Source organism: Haloprofundus halobius (assembly GCF_020097835.1).
Classification (GTDB): Archaea; Halobacteriota; Halobacteria; order Halobacteriales; family Haloferacaceae; genus Haloprofundus; species Haloprofundus halobius.
Genome location: NZ_CP083667.1, coordinates 293,361 through 311,348, shown reverse-complemented (window position 1 = coordinate 311,348; position 17,988 = coordinate 293,361). Strand labels below are relative to the sequence as shown.

At 62.5% G+C, this 17,988-nt stretch carries 14 protein-coding genes and 1 pseudogene; 8 read left to right on the top strand and 7 right to left on the bottom strand.

Going from position 1 to position 17,988, the window contains the following annotated elements; genetic code table 11:
• Window positions 1-1,411 precede the first annotated feature (1,411 nt).
• Window positions 1,412-2,164 (top strand): ThuA domain-containing protein, encoded by a 753-nt coding sequence (locus LAQ74_RS18390; RefSeq protein WP_224337630.1) that lies wholly within the window; start codon window positions 1,412-1,414, stop codon window positions 2,162-2,164.
• Between the two features lie 159 nt (window positions 2,165-2,323).
• Here LAQ74_RS18390 and LAQ74_RS18385 read toward each other — a convergent pair whose 3' ends face one another.
• Window positions 2,324-3,055, bottom strand: coding sequence for a sugar phosphate isomerase/epimerase family protein (locus LAQ74_RS18385; protein ID WP_224337629.1), 732 nt, complete (start codon window positions 3,053-3,055; stop codon window positions 2,324-2,326).
• Between the two features lie 115 nt (window positions 3,056-3,170).
• Between LAQ74_RS18385 and LAQ74_RS18380 the strand changes: the two genes are divergently transcribed.
• On the top strand, window positions 3,171-4,133 hold the full coding sequence (locus LAQ74_RS18380) for a C-terminal binding protein (protein WP_224337626.1): 963 nt from the start codon (window positions 3,171-3,173) through the stop codon (window positions 4,131-4,133).
• 65 nt (window positions 4,134-4,198) lie between these two features.
• Here the strand turns inward: LAQ74_RS18380 and LAQ74_RS18375 are convergent.
• A pseudogene (locus LAQ74_RS18375) lies at window positions 4,199-4,372 on the bottom strand (gfo/Idh/MocA family oxidoreductase); the annotation flags it as partial.
• Between the two features lie 448 nt (window positions 4,373-4,820).
• On the opposite strand from LAQ74_RS18375, the gene LAQ74_RS18370 reads away from it, so the two are divergent.
• Entirely contained in the window at window positions 4,821-6,764 is a 1,944-nt protein-coding gene (locus tag LAQ74_RS18370) for an archaea-specific SMC-related protein (RefSeq protein WP_224337624.1), read from the top strand.
• Window positions 6,765-6,862: 98 nt separating this feature from the next.
• Here LAQ74_RS18370 and rdfA read toward each other — a convergent pair whose 3' ends face one another.
• From rdfA to melA, 5 genes are all read right to left on the bottom strand, one after another.
• Window positions 6,863-7,519: a rod-determining factor RdfA gene (gene rdfA / locus LAQ74_RS18365; RefSeq protein WP_224337621.1), complete on the bottom strand. Its 657-nt coding sequence runs from the start codon at window positions 7,517-7,519 to the stop codon at window positions 6,863-6,865.
• 363 nt (window positions 7,520-7,882) lie between these two features.
• Window positions 7,883-8,647: an IclR family transcriptional regulator gene (locus LAQ74_RS18360; RefSeq protein WP_224337619.1), complete on the bottom strand. Its 765-nt coding sequence runs from the start codon at window positions 8,645-8,647 to the stop codon at window positions 7,883-7,885.
• Window positions 8,648-8,960: 313 nt separating this feature from the next.
• Window positions 8,961-9,803: an SDR family NAD(P)-dependent oxidoreductase gene (locus tag LAQ74_RS18355; RefSeq protein WP_224337618.1), complete on the bottom strand. Its 843-nt coding sequence runs from the start codon at window positions 9,801-9,803 to the stop codon at window positions 8,961-8,963.
• Entirely contained in the window at window positions 9,797-10,951 is a 1,155-nt protein-coding gene (gene dgoD, locus LAQ74_RS18350) for a galactonate dehydratase (protein WP_224337616.1), read from the bottom strand. The genes LAQ74_RS18355 and dgoD overlap by 7 nt, the downstream gene beginning before the upstream one ends.
• A gap of 66 nt (window positions 10,952-11,017) precedes the next feature.
• Window positions 11,018-12,325: an alpha-glucosidase/alpha-galactosidase gene (gene melA, locus LAQ74_RS18345; protein WP_224337614.1), complete on the bottom strand. Its 1,308-nt coding sequence runs from the start codon at window positions 12,323-12,325 to the stop codon at window positions 11,018-11,020.
• 182 nt (window positions 12,326-12,507) lie between these two features.
• Between melA and LAQ74_RS18340 the strand changes: the two genes are divergently transcribed.
• The 5 genes from LAQ74_RS18340 (at window position 12,508) to LAQ74_RS18320 (ending at window position 17,978) form a co-directional block, all read left to right on the top strand.
• Window positions 12,508-13,611, top strand: a complete 1,104-nt coding sequence (locus LAQ74_RS18340) for a Gfo/Idh/MocA family protein (protein ID WP_224337612.1) — start codon at window positions 12,508-12,510, stop codon at window positions 13,609-13,611.
• Complete coding sequence (locus tag LAQ74_RS18335; protein ID WP_224337610.1) at window positions 13,611-14,363, top strand: hydroxypyruvate isomerase family protein; 753 nt, start codon at window positions 13,611-13,613, stop codon at window positions 14,361-14,363. The genes LAQ74_RS18340 and LAQ74_RS18335 overlap by 1 nt, the downstream gene beginning before the upstream one ends.
• A 151-nt stretch (window positions 14,364-14,514) precedes the next feature.
• Window positions 14,515-15,870, top strand: a complete 1,356-nt coding sequence (locus LAQ74_RS18330) for an extracellular solute-binding protein (protein WP_224337608.1) — start codon at window positions 14,515-14,517, stop codon at window positions 15,868-15,870.
• A gap of 252 nt (window positions 15,871-16,122) precedes the next feature.
• A complete protein-coding gene (locus tag LAQ74_RS18325) occupies window positions 16,123-17,142 on the top strand; it encodes a carbohydrate ABC transporter permease (protein WP_224337606.1) in 1,020 nt (339 codons plus the stop codon).
• Window positions 17,142-17,978 (top strand): carbohydrate ABC transporter permease, encoded by an 837-nt coding sequence (locus LAQ74_RS18320; RefSeq protein WP_224337605.1) that lies wholly within the window; start codon window positions 17,142-17,144, stop codon window positions 17,976-17,978. Before LAQ74_RS18325 ends, LAQ74_RS18320 begins: the two co-directional genes overlap by 1 nt.
• The last annotated feature ends 10 nt before the right edge of the window (window positions 17,979-17,988 follow it).

The following is a 17,988-nucleotide window of genomic DNA, read 5'->3' as shown; positions in this document are numbered from 1 at the left end:
CACCTGCGGTGGGCAACAGGCAATATCACAGTACTTGTGGCTTCTTTGCGCATCTGCAATTACAGACTTAGATCTGTAATGCCCGGTAGAAATTGGCGACAATGTGTTCTGAAATAGAGAATATTGTGTTTGGGGAGCTATAAGTGGGACGTCCAACTCATCGTGTCTCAAATTTCGAGAAACCTACTGGGCGGTCGCGTTGGTACTTCGGTTCGAATGGTGAAGAGATGGTGGCTGTCCTACTTCGATACCGTACTCAGTAGACTAATTTCTGAATCATCGACAACCATAAGCCAAACGTTGAGAACAGAGATACGCTCTGTAGAATCGGTATTCGGTGCTGGGTTTCACGAATATTTCACACTTCGGTAAAGGTTGTAGACGCTGCAGGTAAGCACCAGATGAATCCACCGAGCGGGGACAGCCATCATTCACTCTCAGCACCGATACGAGACTCGACGACGCAACTCGTCTCCGGAACGTCGGCGACGCTGCCCGTCTTTCGACCGTCGACGACCCACGAAAAGTTGCGTCGAACAAAATGATTAGTACGAACTCGCCTGAAGAATCACATGGTCGAAGCGAACGACCACCTGCGTAGCTTTGACGTTAGTCATGTTCCGCACGCGGCAGTCGGTGGGAGCTCGACTGTCCCAACCGAATCCCCTGCTTCTTCCGCCGGTCGCCGCGGCGATTTTTTTCCAGTTTGGAGAGACGACTTCGTTTCCCGTCCGTCGCGCCGTCGAGGAGATAGCCGCGAGGGCTCAGTCGGCCAGTATATCGACGACAGCGACCGCCGCGAGATCGGCGATATCTGTTCCACCTTTGTCGGCTTGGGGTCGCTACCCGACCCGCTCGCGCAATAACCTGAACGAAAAAGGCAGCACTGGCGCGTTACTCTTCCTGCGCGTCGACGACGGTACCGTCGAAACGAAAACCAACCGCGTGAACGCCACGGCTCTCCCGAGAGGTACACCACGCGAAGTGGCTTGTTCTGTACATCAGAAATCACAGTCGCGTTCCGACACGACGACTCGCCAGCACGAACGACCGTATTCAAGCAGCAAAAGTGCCGGTGTGTCGAAGCAAGCCGAACACCTCCGACGAGCAAGCGTTCCCAGATTCCCCGACAGAGAGACAGTTCTCACTTGCGTCACCTCGACAACCAACACCTCGAGAGCCGTTTCTGTGACTCTCTCGTCCGAGCGAGGGGTCGAGTCGACACCGAACTTCCGACGTAATATTCTGAAATAGAGAATAACTGATATCGCAGACCGGTCCGTCGACACCCTCGGCTGGCCCAATCACGACAACAGCGCCCAGTAAGTCGTCCCCCTTCCGTGGTGAGGATGATGTCGCACAGTATTGCCGATTCAACAATAGCGTTAATGTCCGCTGACAATCGTCCCGTATGACAGCCCCAACGGTCACGGTCTGGAACGAGTTCGTCCACGAGCGAGAGAGCGACGTCGTCGCGGAGATTTACCCCGAGGGCATCCACGCGGTGATCGCCGACGCGCTCGACGCGCACGGCTTCGAGACCCGAACGGCCACACTCGACGAACCCGAGCACGGGCTCACCGAAGAAGTGCTTGACGACACCGACGTACTGACGTGGTGGGGCCACGCCGCCCACGACGAGGTCGACGACGAGATCGTCGAGCGCGTCAAAGAGCACGTCCTCGACGGTATGGGACTACTCGTCCTCCACTCGGCGCACTACTCGAAGATCTTCAAATCGCTGATGGGGACGACCTGTTCGCTGAAGTGGCGCGAGGCCGCCGAGCGCGAGCGTCTCTGGGTCGTCGAGCCGAGTCACCCCATCGTTTCCGGTCTCGACGACGACTACATCGAACTGGAGGAGGCGGAGATGTACGGCGAGCGCTTCGACATCCCCACCCCCGAGACGCTCGTCTTCAACAGCTGGTTCGAGGGCGGCGAGGTGTTCCGCTCGGGGTGCTGTTACCGCCGCGGCGCGGGGAAGGTGTTTTACTTCCGCCCCGGCCACGAGACGTACCCCGTCTACCACGACGAGACCATCCAGCAGGTTCTCGCGAACGCCTGTGAGTGGGCTGCATCGGGCGAGGACCAGCCGTCGCCCACCTATGGCAACGCCGACCCGATAGAAGATATCGACACGAGCGACGACCGTACGGTTCACTGAATCGCCGCAGGCGACTCGGTGCGGTTTCCAGCGAGCGTCCGCAGAGCGGGGATGGACGGGCAGTTGCTGAGCCGATCTGTCTACCACGCGCCCGAGTACGACCCGGTTCGACGGGACGTATCCGAACGTCGGAGAGAGGGACGACAGCCGGTCCGTTCGTCAGGCGAACCCGCTGACGATTTCGTCGGCGTGATCGAGCGTCCCGTACGAGTCGGGGCGCTCCTCGGCCTCGTAGATGAGCCAGTCGAAGCCGTGATCTTCGACCAGTTCGACGGTCACCGACAGGTCGAGGTCGCCGTCGCCGACTTCGACAGGTTCGCCCGTCTCGGCGTCGTAATCCTTCAAGTGAACCAGTCGGACGCGGTCGGCATGCTCGTCGAGGTACGAGAGCGGGTCGTAGCCAGCGGCGCCGACCCACCCGAGATCCAGCTCGAAGCCGACGTTCTCGGTCGCCTCGATCAGATGCGTCAACGCCGGTTCCCCGTCGAGGTCGACGAACTCCTGATTGTGGTTGTGGTACTGCAGCGAGACGCCGTGGTCGTCGAGGTCGTCGGCGACGGCCGACAGCCGCTCTGCGGCCGCCTCGACCGCGTCGACGGATTCGAAGTGGTCAGCGTCGAGCCACGGGACCGCGACATCGTCGCATCCGAGTTCGACGTACGGCTCGACCGCCTCGCCCGGTCCGTCCTCGAGTTCGTCCAGACCGACGTGTGCGCCAGCGACGTCGAGTCCGGCGTTCTCCAGCGCGGACGCCACCGCCTCGACGCTCTGATCGCCGAGTCCGGCGAACTCGACACCGTCGAACGCCGTCTCGCCGACGCGCTCGATGACGGTCGGCAACGGGTCATCCACCGCGTGAACGCTGTACAGCTGGAACCCTTGTGAGGTCATGGCGCAACGTTCCGCGGTCGGAGTCATAAATCTCCGTGATTGTTCAAAGGTTGCCTGTTCCGTCGACGCGCGACGGGCGCGGACTTTTTGCTCTCGCGGTTGTATCGTACACACGATGTCGAAGACAATCGTCGTCACCGACTGGGACTTTCCGGACCTCTCCGTCGAACAGTCGGTCGTCGCCGACACCGACGTGACGCTCGTCTCGGCGCAGGCGGAGACGCCGAGCGAGGTGATAGACGCCGCCGAGGGGGCCGACGGACTACTCGTCCAGTACGCGCCGGTGACCGAAGAAGTGCTAGAGGCGCTGGGGGTCGACGCCGTCGGTCGCTACGGTATCGGCGTGGACAACGTGGACGTCGACGCGGCGACCGCCCGCGGCGTGTACGTTCTCAACGTCCCCGATTACTGTCTCGACGAGGTACCGACGCACGCGCTGAGTCTCCTTCTGGCCTGCGCCCGACGCGTCGCGCAGTACGACCACGAGGTGAAATCCGGCACCTGGGACTGGACGAGCGGGAGACCCATCGACCGGGTCGCCGGTTCGACGCTCGGGCTCGTCGGGTTCGGCAAACTGCCGCGCCGCCTCGTCGACCTCGTTTCGGGGTTCGAGTTCGAGGTTCTGGTGTACGACCCGTACGTCGACGCCGAGGAGATCGAAGCCGCCGGGGCGGAGAAGGTGTCGTTCGGCGCGCTGCTGGAGCGGTCGCGCTTCGTCTCCGTTCACGCGCCGCTGACCGACGAGACGCGGGGACTGTTCGACGCCGACGCCTTCGAGCGGATGCGCGACGACGCCGTCCTCGTGAACACGGCCCGCGGCGGACTCGTCGACGTCGACGCGCTGGTGACGGCCGTCGACGAAGGGCATATCGCCGGGGCGGGCATCGACGTGCTGCCGGAGGAACCGCCGGAGCCGACGCCGCCGCTCGACCACCCGAACATCGTCTACACGCCACACGTGGCCTGGTACTCCGAGCAGTCCAGTACCGAGATGCGCCGTCGGGTCACCGAGGACGTTCTCGGTGTCGTCACCGGCGACGCACCGACGAACCCGGTGAACGACCCCAGCGGAGACTGAGTTCGACGGGGCCGCTTCCGATTCGATTCGCGGGCGTCGGTCGCGCGGGATCGTGAACCGGGCTCTCAGTCGTGGCTCTCGGCTCGGCCGACCGCTGCGGGCGTCAGTACCCCGGATTCGACCATCTCTTCGAGCGGGTTGTCGTCGACGTCGAGCGGGAGGTCGACCCGGCCCCGGCGGCGAACCGACTCGTAGCCGGCGAACAGGATTTCCGCCGTGTTAAGTCCGAACCGTCCGGCCTGGGACTACTGAGCCATGACAACGACATCCTCACTCGTCGTCGGCATCTCCTCTGACGTGATTCGGGGGGATCGCGTATCCGCCCGCGTTCGGCGTTCGACAGCTCTTCTAGCGTCTCCGGACTCGGTGCCACATCTCGATAAGGTCGACGAGCACATCGCACAGCACTCCTCGGCCACGGACGACTCACGTCGGAGTAAGTGTTCTCGGGCGCGAACGGTTCGATGGGATATAATTCTTTTCTTCAGTACTACCAGCGTGGTCGTTCAGTTTCAGACTCGGAGACCCGTTTGATAGTGGTGAATTCGAAACTATGAGGAACACGTCACGTTATACTGCAAAATAACGTTTCCGTAATTGACAACCTGCGGCGAAACGCGGGTCGAGTGCGGTAGAACCCACTCGTCGCTGAAAATCTTTATATGGTCGCCTCCGTAAGTTTCAGCTATGTCATCGACACTTGCTACGGGGGAAGCCGCACGATTCACGGTGCGAAACATCGGCGGTATCGACGAAACCACAGTCGAAATCCCGCCGGGCATCACGGTGCTCGCGGGACGAAACGCGACGAACAGGACGTCATTTCTGCAGGCGGTTATGGCGGCGATGGGTAGCGAGCGAAGCTCGTTGAAGGGCGACGCCGACGAGGGACACGTCGAACTCGAACTCGGCGACGAACTGTACACTCGGACGCTGAAGCGAACCGGCAGCGGCGTGACCGCGACCGGTGACCCGTATCTCGACGACGCCGATGTCGCCGACCTCTTCGCGTTTCTCCTCGGGGACAACGAGGCGCGCCGGGCGGTCACGCGCGACGCCGACCTCCGCGAGATAATCATGCGACCGGTCGACACCGACGCGATTCGTCGCGAGATATCGAACCTCGAAGACGAGAAATCGCGGCTCGACGACCGCCTCGACGAACTTCAGGACCTCAAGCGCGACCTCCCCGAACTCGAGAACGAGCGGGCGCGCCTGCGCGACGAACTCGAAGCCAAGCGCGAAGAGCTGGCCGAGAAAGAGGCCGAGATAGACGAACACGGCACGGACGTCGACGAGTCGCGCGAGGAGAAGCGCGAACTGGAGACGAAACTCGACGAACTCCGCAACCGCCGCGCCGACCTCGAGACGGTTCGTTCCGACATCGACCTCGAACAGGAGAGCATCGACTCGCTGACGCGCGAACAGCGCGAACTCGAAGCCGAACTCGACGACCTCTCCGACGTCTCCGAGGACCCTGACGCCGACGTCGACCAGCAGATCGGGCAGCTCCGCGAGCGGAAACAGCGTCTCAGTTCGGAGGTGAGCGAACTCCAAAACGTGCTGAAGTTCAACGAGGAGATGCTGGAGGACGGCCCCATCACCGGAACGCTGATGGCCGAAGACGACGAGTCGAAGGCCGTCACCGACCGCCTCGTCGACGACGACTCGGTCGTCTGTTGGACGTGCGGGTCGACCGTCGACCGCGACAACATCGAGGGGACGCTCGACCAGCTCAGAGAGCTCCGCAAGGAGAAACTCGCGACGGTGCGCGACATCGAGGATGACCTCAAAGAGCTCCGGAGTCAGAAGAAAGCACGCGAGAACCGCCGACAGCAGGTCGAGACGGTCCGCCGAAAGCTCGGACGCGTCGAAGACGAACTCGACCGCCGCGAGGAGACGCTCGCCGACAAGCGAAACGAACGAGAACGACTCGGCGAGGAGGTGGCGGCGCTCGAAGAGACGGTCGACGACCTCGAATCGGAGGACTTCAGCGAAGTGCTCGGTCTCCACAAGGAGGCCAACGAACTCGAATTCGAACTCGGACGGCTCGAATCGTCGCTCGAAGAGACCGAATCCGACATCGCCGACGTCGAGGAGGAACTCGCCAGCGAGAGCGACCTGAACGACGAGCGCGAACGCGTCGCTGACGAACTCACCGACCTGCGGACGCGCATCGAGCAGATAGAGACACAGGCTATCTCCCAGTTCAACGAGCACATGGACGCCGTCCTCGGTATCCTGGAGTACGCTAACATCGAGCGCATCTGGATCGAGCGGGTCGAGCGCCGCGTGCGTGAAGGACGGCGGAAAGTCGACAAGGTGGTGTTCGAACTCCACATCGTCCGCAGCACCGACTCGGGGACCACGTACGAGGACACCGTCGACCACCTCAGCGAGTCCGAACAGGAGGTCACCGGCCTCGTCTTCGCGCTCGCGGGGTATCTCGTCCACGATCTCTACGAGTCGGTCCCGTTCATGCTGCTCGACTCGCTGGAGGCGATCGACTCCGACCGAATCGCCGGACTCGTCGACTATCTCTCGGAGTACGCGGAGTTCCTCGTCGTCGCGCTCCTGCCCGAGGACGCGCAGGCCATCGACCACGAGGACGCCCGTATCTCCGAAATCTGAGACGTTCCCGCCGACTGTTCTCGCCGCTGCTCTCCTCACTCTCTCGTCCCGCCGCTCTTCGAGACGCCTTCGCCTCCGAGAGTCTCTATGTACCTGGTTTACTCGGCGGTGTCCGCGTTCGACGAATCGGGCTGACAGTCACAACCCCCGCGCTCAAGCAGGTCGTCGATGCCGTACTGGGCACCGCACTCTTCGCACAGGACGCTCATCTCGACCAGCAGTCGGAACTCGCCGAGGGTGATGTGTTCGTTTCCCTGCAACTGTTCGAGGTTACCTTCGGTGACGGTTGCCGCGCGCGACCGGAGCCGCTGGATGCTCTGCGTCGCGTTCTCGACTCGGTCGGCGTCGCTCGATCGCTCGTACTCCGCGCCGCGGTACTCCTTGAGGTACGAACGAATCGCCTGATAGGTGACGAAGTCGCGCTCTACGCTGTCGATGTCGATGCCTTCGCGTTCGAGTCTGACCCGTGCTTCCGTCCGCATCCCGCTGCTCACCTCGTCGTCGGTCAGCAAACGGTAGACGTTCTCGACTTCGCCGTCGAGCGTCGACGCTCCCGCGGCCGTCATCGCCGCTTCGAGCACGCGCCGGTTGAACCGGTCGGCTAAATCCCGGAGGCTGTGTCGTCGTTCGCCTTCTCCGGTCCAGAGTCGCTCGAGTCGCTGCCCGAATTCGGGTCCGAGGTCGTACGCTTTGATGACGCGAGCGACCTTGCTGTTTGGCCGCTCGGGACCATCGTCCGTCTCGTCCGTGTCCATATTACCCCTATTTTGGTGAGCGGACGGTTTAATCGTACGGGTTCCGAGCAGCAAACGTAACAACACTATCGATGTTATTTCGAGCGGGTGAACTCGGAGACGGGAGTCGCAGCGACGAGAGAACTACGTCCCTTCGGACGTTTCGGCCACTCGGTCGTTTCCCGAAGCGAAACGATCGATGTCGTCCGGCCGCCCGCGTCCCCCGAACCCTCCCGAACAGCGCACACTCCTGCAGTCGTTTCGACAGCGGCGGGCGCCGCAGCGTCCGAGACGGGCGTTTGGGCACGGAAGCGTCGAGTCCGAGCATCGACGGAGCGGTTCGAGACGGCGCCGCCCGCGAGGTTCGTTCTCTACCTGGAAACGCTACTGTCGGAGGAGTGCGACTTCTATCGCGTTGGCGGTACTGACGACGAGTCCCGCGAGGTCCTCTTCGAGTTTTTTTCCGCTCATCTGGTCGATGCTTCCGGAGACGCTGATGGCACCGACCGGACGCCCGGAGGCCGTCACCGGCGCGGCGACGCACTGCACCGACGGGAGATGCTCGCCCCGCTCGAAGGCGAGTCCCCGGTCCCCGACCGACCGGAGTTCCTGTCGGAGCGCCCGCTCGTCGGTGATGGTCTTCTCGGTCAGCGAGGGGAGTCCGCGCCGTTCGAGCACCGCCTCGACCTGTTCATCGGAGAACCGCGAGAGAATCGCCTTCCCACCGGCGGTCGCGTGGAGGTAGACTCGTCCGCCAGCGGGCGGTAGATAGCCGGAGGTCTCGAACTCCTCGCCCGCCCGGTACGCGTAGACGCCGTAGCCGTGCTCGACGACCATCAAGTTCGTGACCGAGCCGGCTGTCTGCGACAGATTCTCTATCGCTGGTTTGGCTATCGAGACGAGTTCAGAGCGGTTCCGAACCCGATTTCCGACGCCAAGAAAGCGGAAGCCGAGTCGGTAGGTCCCCTCCTCCTTGACGACGTAGTTCAGCGATTCGAGCGTCGTTAGGTGCTTGTGGACGGAACTCTTCGAGAGCCCGATCTCCTCTGCGATTTCGGTGACGCCGGCGGAATCCCGCTGTTCGAGCGCTTCGACGATTCGAAACGTCGTCCGAACCGACCCGACCGGATACCGTTCGTCCCTGCTCATACGCTCTCCTCTCGGCCGACCGTTATAGCGTTTCCCCTCGGGAAACGCCTTGACGGCGGCGACCGAAGCAGTTCCGGGGCTACTCGCGCTCTCATCGGCGAAACGACGCTCGTCGTGGAGACACTTCGATTTCGTTTCTCGATAGAGAACGCTGCCGGAGTCTCGACACAGAGTCGACCGGTGGCGAAGACGATGGAGTGGTGTGCGGGCGGGGGTAGCGGTCGGTCGCGACTCGGGACAGTCGTCACTCGCGCTGAAGAGACGGTAGTGTCCGGCACTCGTCGCCGAGGGCAGAAGTCGAATCCGAAGACGGCTACAGGGTTTGTTTGTACGCCCGGAACGCGTCGTCGTCCATCACGACGGAGCGGCCGCCGTCGACGAGGAGGCTCTCGCCGGTGACGAACGCCGCGTCGTCGCTCGCTAGAAACGTCGCTACGCCCGCGACGTCGCCGGGCTGTCCGATTCGGTCGAGCGGATGGAGCTCCTCGACGGCCTCGTAGCGTCCGTCTTCGAGTTCCTCCCGGGTCCGTTCGACCTCTATCCACCCCGGATTGATGGTGTTCGCCCGGATACCGATGGGACCGAGTTCCAGCGCCATCGCCCGCGTCATCCCGTTGATGCCCGCCTTCACCGCGTTGTACGGAAAGTGCTCGGGCATCGTCACGAACGCGTGGTTCGAGGAGATGTTGACGATGCTCCCCCCATCCGACATGTGGCCGATCGCGTGCTTGGCGGCCAACCAGTACGCGCGGAAGTCGGTTTCGAGCACGAACGACCAGTCGTCGAGCGTCGCCTCCTCGACCCCCGTCTCGGTCTGGACGCCCGCGTTGTTGACGAGCACGTCCACGCCGCCGTACTCGTCGACGGTCCGCTCGACCAGCGACTCGATGTCGTCGGGGTCGCGCACGTCGCAGCGGACGAACGTCGCGTCGCCGGCCGTCGGCGCGTTGTGAATCTCGCGAGCGACCGCCTCGCCCGCGGCCTCGCTGCGACCGGAGACGACGACGTCCGCGCCCTCGGCGGCGAAGCGACGACAGATGCCGGCGCCGATGCCGCGCGTCGACCCGGTGACGATGGCGACTCGATCGCTGAGGCGGCCGTCCCTCGCGGGGAGGCTGACGCTGCCGTTCTCGCTGCCGTCGGGGAGGTTCACCATTCGGCGACGCTCCCGTCGTCGTTGCGCCACACCGGGTTGTGCCAGTCGACGGTCTGTTCGGCCTGCTGTTCGACGTACTCCTCGTTGATCTCGATGCCGAGGCCGGGGTCGTCCGGGACGTCGACGTAGCCGTCGTCGTAGTGGAACACGTCCGGGTTCCGGAGGTAGTCGAGCACGTCGCTCGTCTCGTTGTAGTGGATGTTGAGACTCTGCTCTTGGATGAGCGCGTTCGGCGAACAGGTGTCGACGTGGATGCAGGACGCGAGCGCGATGGGGCCGAGCGGACAGTGAGGCGCGACGGCGACGTCGTACGCTTCGGCCATCGCGGCGATCTTCTTCACCTCGGTGATGCCGCCGGCGTGCGAGAGATCCGGTTGGATGACGTCGACCGCCTGCGACTCGAACACTTCCTTGAAATCCCAGCGCGAGAACATCCGTTCGCCCGTCGCGATGGGGATGGTCGTGTGGGCAGCGATCTCGGGGAGCGCGTCGTTGTGTTCGGGGAGCACCGGTTCCTCGACGAACATCGGCTCGAACGGCTCCAGCGCGGCCGCGAGCCGTTTCGCCATCGGCTTCGAGACGCGCCCGTGGAAGTCGACGCCGATGTCGGTCTCCGGGCCGACCCGTTCGCGGACCTCCCGCAGCCTGTCGACCGCGGATTCGACCGACGCGGGGTTGTCGACGCGACGCATCTCGGAGGTGGCGTTCATCTTCAGCGCGGTGAACCCCTCCGAAACTTTCTCGGCGGCGGCGTCGCCGACCTCCGAGGGTCTGTCGCCGCCGATCCACTGGTAGACGCGGACGCGGTTCCGCGCTCGGCCGCCGAGCAGTTCGTAGATGGGCGCGCCAAAGTGTTTGCCTTTGATGTCCCACAGCGCCTGATCGATGCCCGCGATGGCGCTCATGAGGATGGGGCCGCCGCGGTAGAAGCCGCCGCGGTACATCCGCTGCCAGTGGTCCTCGATGGCGTGGGGGTCCTCACCGAGGAGGTAGTTATCCATCAGCTCTTCGACGGCTCTTTCGACCGTCTTCGCGCGGCCCTCGACGACCGGCTCGCCCCAGCCGACCGTGCCGTCGCTCGTCTCGATGCGCAGGAAGAGCCATCGTGGCGGTACTTCGTACAGGTCGTAGTCGATTATCTTCGTCATAGTTTCTGTGTCGTTGTCGTGGTTTGTCGTCGCGTGCCGGGCGTGCGGCGGCGTGACGGCCAACGGTCAGTCGAGCGTCGGGAGATACGCCTCGTTCGCCGCGATGAGTTCCTCGGTCATCTCGTGGATCTCGTCGAGCGTCAGCGCTGCGGCAGTCAGAGGGTCGAGTTTGACCGCCCGGTGGACCGCCTCGCGGTCTCCCTCCAGCGCGCCCTGCACCGCGAGCTGTTGGACGCTGACGTTCGTCCGGACGAGCCCGACGAGTTCCGGCGGGAGGTCGCCGACCGAACACGGGTGGATACCCGTGCCGTCGACGAAACACGGCACCTCGACGCACGCCTCGTCGGGGAGGTTCCGGATCGCGTCCGTGCGGTTGCTCACGTTCAGATTGAACCGTCGCGACGTGTCGGTCTCCAGCGAGTGGATGATGCGGGAGGCGTACTCCTCGGAGCGTTCGATACCGACCGACTCGGGGTCGACCTCGGCGAGCGCGCCGTCGCGCTCTTCGGACCGCCGTTTCCAGCCTTCGAGGTACGTCGCCGTCGCCATCCGCTCGGCGTAGTCGGTCCCCGCCATCCGGTCGATGGTCTCGCTCTCGGTCCGGAAGTAGGGGACGTACTCGCTGAGGTGGTGGCTCGACTCGGTCGGAAACGCGCCGAAGTGCCGCATCATCTCGAAGCGGACGGTGTCGCGCCGGTACGTCTCGGGGTCGCGCATCGCCTCCTCCAGCCGCGGATAGAGGTCCTCGCCGTCGTGTTCGCAGCGCAGGAACCAGGCCATGTGGTTGATGCCGGCGACCCAGTAGTCGAGTTCCTCCTGCGGAACGTCGACGTAGTCGGCGATGACCGCCGCGGTGTGCGGCACGCTGTGACAGAGACCGACGGTCTCGATCTCGGTCGCCTCGAACAGCGCCCAGCAGAGTATCGCCATCGGGTTCGTGTAGTTCATCAGGAGTGCGTCCGGACAGAGCTCCTCCATGTCCGCCGCGATGTCGAGCATCGTGGGGACGGTTCGGAGCGCCCGGAAGACGCCGCCGGGGCCGAGCGTGTCGCCGATGGCCTGTCCGACGCCGTAGCGCTCGGGAATGCGTATCTCGTTCTCGAACGGTTCGGTGCCGCCGACGTTGATCATGTTGAGAACGTAGTCGGCGCCGTCAAGCGCCTCGCGGCGGTCGGTCGTCGACTCGACGGTCGCGTCGACGCCGCCGTTCTCGACCATCGCTTCGGCGACGCGCGTCGTCCGTTCGAGTCGGTGCTCGTCGATGTCCACGAGCGCGATGGTGCTGTCCGACAGTTCTTCGAACGAGAGGATGTCGCCGATGAGTTTCCGGGCGAAGACCATACTCCCCGCTCCGATGAAAGCTATCCGCGGCATTCGGTTTCATATGTTCCGGTGAGTGCCATAAAAGTATCGTATAGATTAGTTACTACGAGTACCTCCCGAGAGTGGCTCTGATCCCCGAATTCGGGAGCTTCAACGACGGCTCTGTCGGGAGACGACGCCCTTTCGTTGCCGTTTTACCAACCTCTTTATGATGAATCAGAGAGTTTCACCTGATGTCGTACACCGTAGCAGTAATAGGAACTGGTGCAGAGCCTGAGAACCCCGGGCGTGACGGCTACGCGATGGCGTATCACCACGCGGCTGGATACGAGAAACACGACGACTGTCGACTCGCCGCCTGCGCGGACATCGTTCGAGAGAATGCAGAGGCGTTCGCCGAGGAGTTCGGACTCGACGACGACCGGATCTACGAGTCCTACGAGACGATGCTACGGGAGGTAGAACCGGATATCGTCTCTATCTGTGTTCCCCCGGCGATTCACGAGCGGATTACGATTGACTGCATCCGGAGCGGCGTCGTCGACGCGATCCACTGCGAGAAACCGATGGCAGACACCTACGGCGGAGCGAAGCTGATGACGCAGGAGGCGTCGCGACACGACGTCCAGCTAACGATCAACCATCAGCGTCGGTTCAGCGACGCCGTGCGGACCGCCAAAGCGCTGTTGGACGACGGCGAAATCGGCGAACTGCAGCGAGTCGAGTTCTCTGCACCCGTCGGTATCTTCGACTACGGAAGCCACTCGTTCGACCTCTGTAACTACTTCAACGACGAAATCCCCGGCGAGTGGGTTCTCGGTCAGATTCACTACGACGAGGAGAACATCCTCTTCGGCACGCACAACGAGAACCAGGCTATCGTCCACTGGGAGTACGAGAACGGTGTCCACGGGATTGCAGCCTCCGACAGCACCGGAACCGGTGGCCCCGCCGACGCGTTCCGCTGTCACAACCGACTCATCGGAACGGAGGGGACCATCGAGGTCGGCCCCGAGAGCGACGACGAGAGCGAAGAGCTCCCGGCGTTGCGTGTTCGACGCGGCGGCGAGTGGGAACCTGTCGAGACGAAGGACGGCCTCCACGGCTGGGAGTTTATCGACCGCGCAATCGCCGAGAACGTGCGCTGCCTCGAAGCGGGCGAGACGCCGGAACTCGGCGCGGAGAACGCACTAAACGCGACTGAACTCATCTTCTCCGTCTGGGAGTCGGCCCGCCGACGGGGCCGAGTCGACCTCCCGCTCGACGTCGACGACAACCCGCTCGCCGCGATGATCGAGTCGGGGGAACTCAGGCCGACGCCTGCGGGAGACGACTGATGGTCAAATTTTCGGTCTGCGTCGAGATGGTGTACAACGACGACCCGTTCCACGAACGCATTCACCGCGCCGCCGCCGCTGGTGCCGACGCCGTCGAATTCTGGGACTGGCGGGAGAAAGATCTCGACGCGATACATGCGGCGGCCGACGAGGTCGACCTCCCCATCGCTGGCTGTACCGCTGGCGGCGTGTTGACCGATCTCGACGCGACCGACGAGACGGTCGACACCATCCGGGAGTCGATCTCGACGGCGTCGGAACTCGGGTGCCCGTCGCTCATCGTCACGACCGGCCCCGACCAGGAGGGCGTAGGTCGACAGGAGCAGCGTGAGAACATCGTCGAGGTGCTCGACCGTGTCGCGCAAGACGCCGAGGACGCCGGAGTCACGCTCGTCGTCGAGCCGCTGAACACGGCTGTCGATCACCCCGGATACTATCTGACCGACACCGATGAGGGAGTCGCCATCGTCGACGAAGTGGGCTCTCCGAACGTGAAACTGCTGTACGACGTGTATCACCAACAGATTACGGAGGGAAACCTCATCGAGACGATCACGGCCAACGTCGAACAGATCGGGCACATCCACGTCGCAGACGTTCCCGGACGCCACGAACCGGAAACCGGCGAGATCAACTACGGAAACGTTCTCGCGGCTATCGACGACGCTGGATACGAGGGGTACGTCGGCTGCGAGTTCACCCCGACCGGCAATCCCGACGAGGCGCTAGCTACGACGTTCGACCTCGGGTGAGTACGGCGCAGGACACAGATTTTCGAGCGGGTTCGCGGTACACCCGTCGACGAACTACCGACAACTGTCATTCAGAAGAGATAACCACTAATGATTATACATACCGATATATTGATATAGTCCCTGCGAAAATGGTGACAGTAGAGAACTCATGCCAAAGTCATCAGAGCCTAGTGCGCGTCGCCGACAGTTACTACAGATGCTCGGTGTCGCCGGAACTGCGAGTTTAGCAGGTTGTAGTGTCAACACCGGCGGCAGCGCCAACGACGGAGGAGACAACAGTTCGGGGAACGGCGGCGGGTCGAGTTCCGAGATGGCGCAGTCGTCCACCGGTTGGGGTTGGAACATCGCCGCTCGGTCGCTTCAAGACGCCGCGGAGACGTACAACGAGGAGAAGGATGCGGACGTCACCGTCGAGGAACTCGGCGGCGACGCTTGGGAGCAGCGCTTCCAGACGGCGGTCACGAGCGGAAACGGCGCGCCCGACTTCTCCGTCGTCCAGAACTACGACGTGACGAACTACGCGAGCATCGACGGGCTGGCCGACCTCACGAGCCGTATCGACGAAGCGGGAATCCGCGAGGATATTGTCGAGTCGAAGTGGCAGACTGTCAGCTACGAGGACGCCGACTACGCCATCCCGTGGGACATCGGTCCCACGGGCGTGTTCTACAAGCGCGACCGATACGAGGAGGCAGGTATCGACGTGGAGAGCCTCGAAACGTGGGACGACTTCATAGAGGCCGGACAACAACTCTCGGACGACGTTGCTATGATAAATCTTCCACCCGATGACATGTCCTCTCTGTGGCGGATGCTCGTTCGACAACTTGGCGGACAAGCGTTTACCGAGGACGGTGCAGTGAATATCGGTGGCGAGGAAAGCGTACAAGTAGCACAGCTGATTCAGGACATGAGTGACGCCGACATCACCACCCGAATTGAGACGTGGTCCGGTGGCTGGTTTACGTCGTTCTCGGAGGGGTCGCTCGCTTCGGTCGCGACCGCGGCGTGGATGGACGGGACGCTTCGTGCAGAGCTTCCGGATACTGAGGGCAACTGGGGCGTGTACAAGCTACCGGCCTTCGAGCAAGGTGGGACCCGCGCATCGAACCGCGGCGGATCGAACATGGCGATACCGGCGCAGATATCGGACGACGGCGTCGTCAACCGTGCGTTCGACTACTGCCTCTGGGCGATGACGACTCCCGAAGTTCAGAACACGATGCTGGAGGACTACGGCCTGTTCCCGTCGCTCACCACCGCCTACGAGGCGGAGATATACGACCAGGAGCAGGATTTCTACGACGGCCAAGCCGTTTTCCGACTGTTCGCGGAGGTCGCCACCGAGATCGAGCCGTACAACTACACGACGGACACGCCGGAAGCGCAGGACGCGCTCGAAACAGAACTCGGCCGGATGCTCGACGGCGCGAAAGGACCCGAGCAGGCGATGCAGGACGCTGCAGAAACCGTCGCAGACAGAACCGATAGGGAACTGGCGTAGCAATGGAAGCGGCGCCGCAAACCGACGACAACGGCCATCTATAAATCAGACGGAGATGTCGATTTCAACACCACGGTGAGACAACGAATGCCGCCATCAACGACCCACGACCCCGAGAGTACCGTATTCTGCCGGGTTCGTTCCGACGGGAGTCGTTCCCCGACTGACGAGCACACCCGAGCGATAACCAGGACCACGCCCGAGACGGGGCGGACAGTCAAGCAGAGCGGAGGGGAGGAGTAGTCACTCGGTATGGTACTCACCGCCATCCAATCGACGGTTCGGTCGTCGACGACGTATCAGCACCTCTCAGATCGCGTTAGATACGCGCGCCAAGATATCTCGAGAGCGATGCCTGCGATTCCGGGGTTGCCGTACCTCTACGTCTCACCGTTCTTCATCCTGTTCGCCATCTTCCTGCTGTTTCCGGCCGCGTACACGTTCTACCTCTCGTTCTTTAACTACGTTGGAGCCTCGAACGAGATTCTGCTGAGCATCCAGATGGGACCGCTCCTGATTACGATCCCGGAGATCGCAAACCTCGAGTTCGTCGGTCTGAGTCACTACGAGCGGCTCATCTTCAGGGACTCGCTGTTCCACCGGTCGCTGTTCAATACGTCGTTCATCTTCTTCGTACAGGTGCCGACGATGGTCATCCTCGGACTGGCCACGGCGCTCGTGCTGGACGCCAAGTTCATCCGCGCGAAGGGGCTGTTCCGGACGCTCATCGCGCTCCCGGTGGCGACAGGACTCGTGGCGTACTCGACGATCTTCCTGCTCCTGTTCAACGGGGAGGTCGGACTCGTCAACTACCTCTTGGAGACTATCGGGGTCGGTTCGATTCCGTGGCTCGGAGATGCGTTCTGGGCGCGGATAACGCTCGTCGTCGCGGTGACGTGGCGCTGGCTCGGCTACAACATGATAATCCTTCTTGCAGGGTTGCAGACGGTACCGGAACAGCTCTACGAGGCGGCGGAGATCGACGGTGCGAGCCGCTGGCAGAAGTTCCGGTACGTTACGGTGCCACAACTCCGGCCGGTATTGCTGTTCGTCATCGTCTCCTCGACTATCGGCACGTTCCAGATATTCGCCGAGCCGTACGTCATCACCGGCGGCGGCCCCTCGAACGCGACTATCACCATCGTACAGTACATCTACAATCAGGCGTTCATCCAGCTGAACCTCGGATACGCCAGTGCGGTATCGGTCATCCTCGTCGTGCTCGTGAGTGCAATGTCGATAATCCAAATTCGGTACGGGAGTGAATCGTAATGCAGACACAGGACAAACAGGAGGCGCTCTGGAAGTTCGGGAGCTACATCTTCCTGCTCGTCGTCACAGCGATAGTGCTGATACCGCTGTACTGGATGCTCGTTGCGGCGACGATTCCCCAGTCAGAGTTCTTCTCGTGGCCGCCGCGCCTGCTTCCGGGGACGCACTTCCTCGAGAACTTCCGCGCGCTGCAGGAGAACGTCGACTTCGTCAGGAGCATCGGCAACAGCATCATCATCGCGGTGTCGTACACGATACTGTCGCTGATACTCTGCTCGATGGCGGGGTTCGCCTTCGCGAAGTACGAGTTCCGGTTCAAGGAACCGCTGTTCTACTTCATTCTAGCGACGCTCGTACTTCCCATCCAGTTGCTAATCATCCCACTGTTCCTGCTCATGGTGCAGATCGGGTGGACCAACTCCTACCTAGCGGTAATTCTACCGTGGGCGGCGAACCCGCTCGGTATCTTCCTGATGCGGCAGAACATGAAGGCGATTCCGGACTCGCTCCTGGAATCGGCTCGCATGGACGGAGCCACCGAATTTCAACTGTACTACAAGATCGCGCTGCCGACGATGCTCCCGTCGCTGGCAGCGCTCGCTATTATTCTCTTTCTCAACCAGTGGCAGGCGTTCCTCTATCCGCTTGTCATCCTACAGGATCCTCAGATGTTCACGATCCCGCTCGCGCTGGCGGATCTCGTCGGGCAACAGCGGGTGGCGTTCGACCAGATCATGGTCGGAACCTCTCTCGCCGTAACGCCCATCTTCATCGTGTTCCTGACACTACAACAGTACTTCATCAAGGGCATCCTCTCCGGATCGGTCAAGCAATAAGGTGATCACA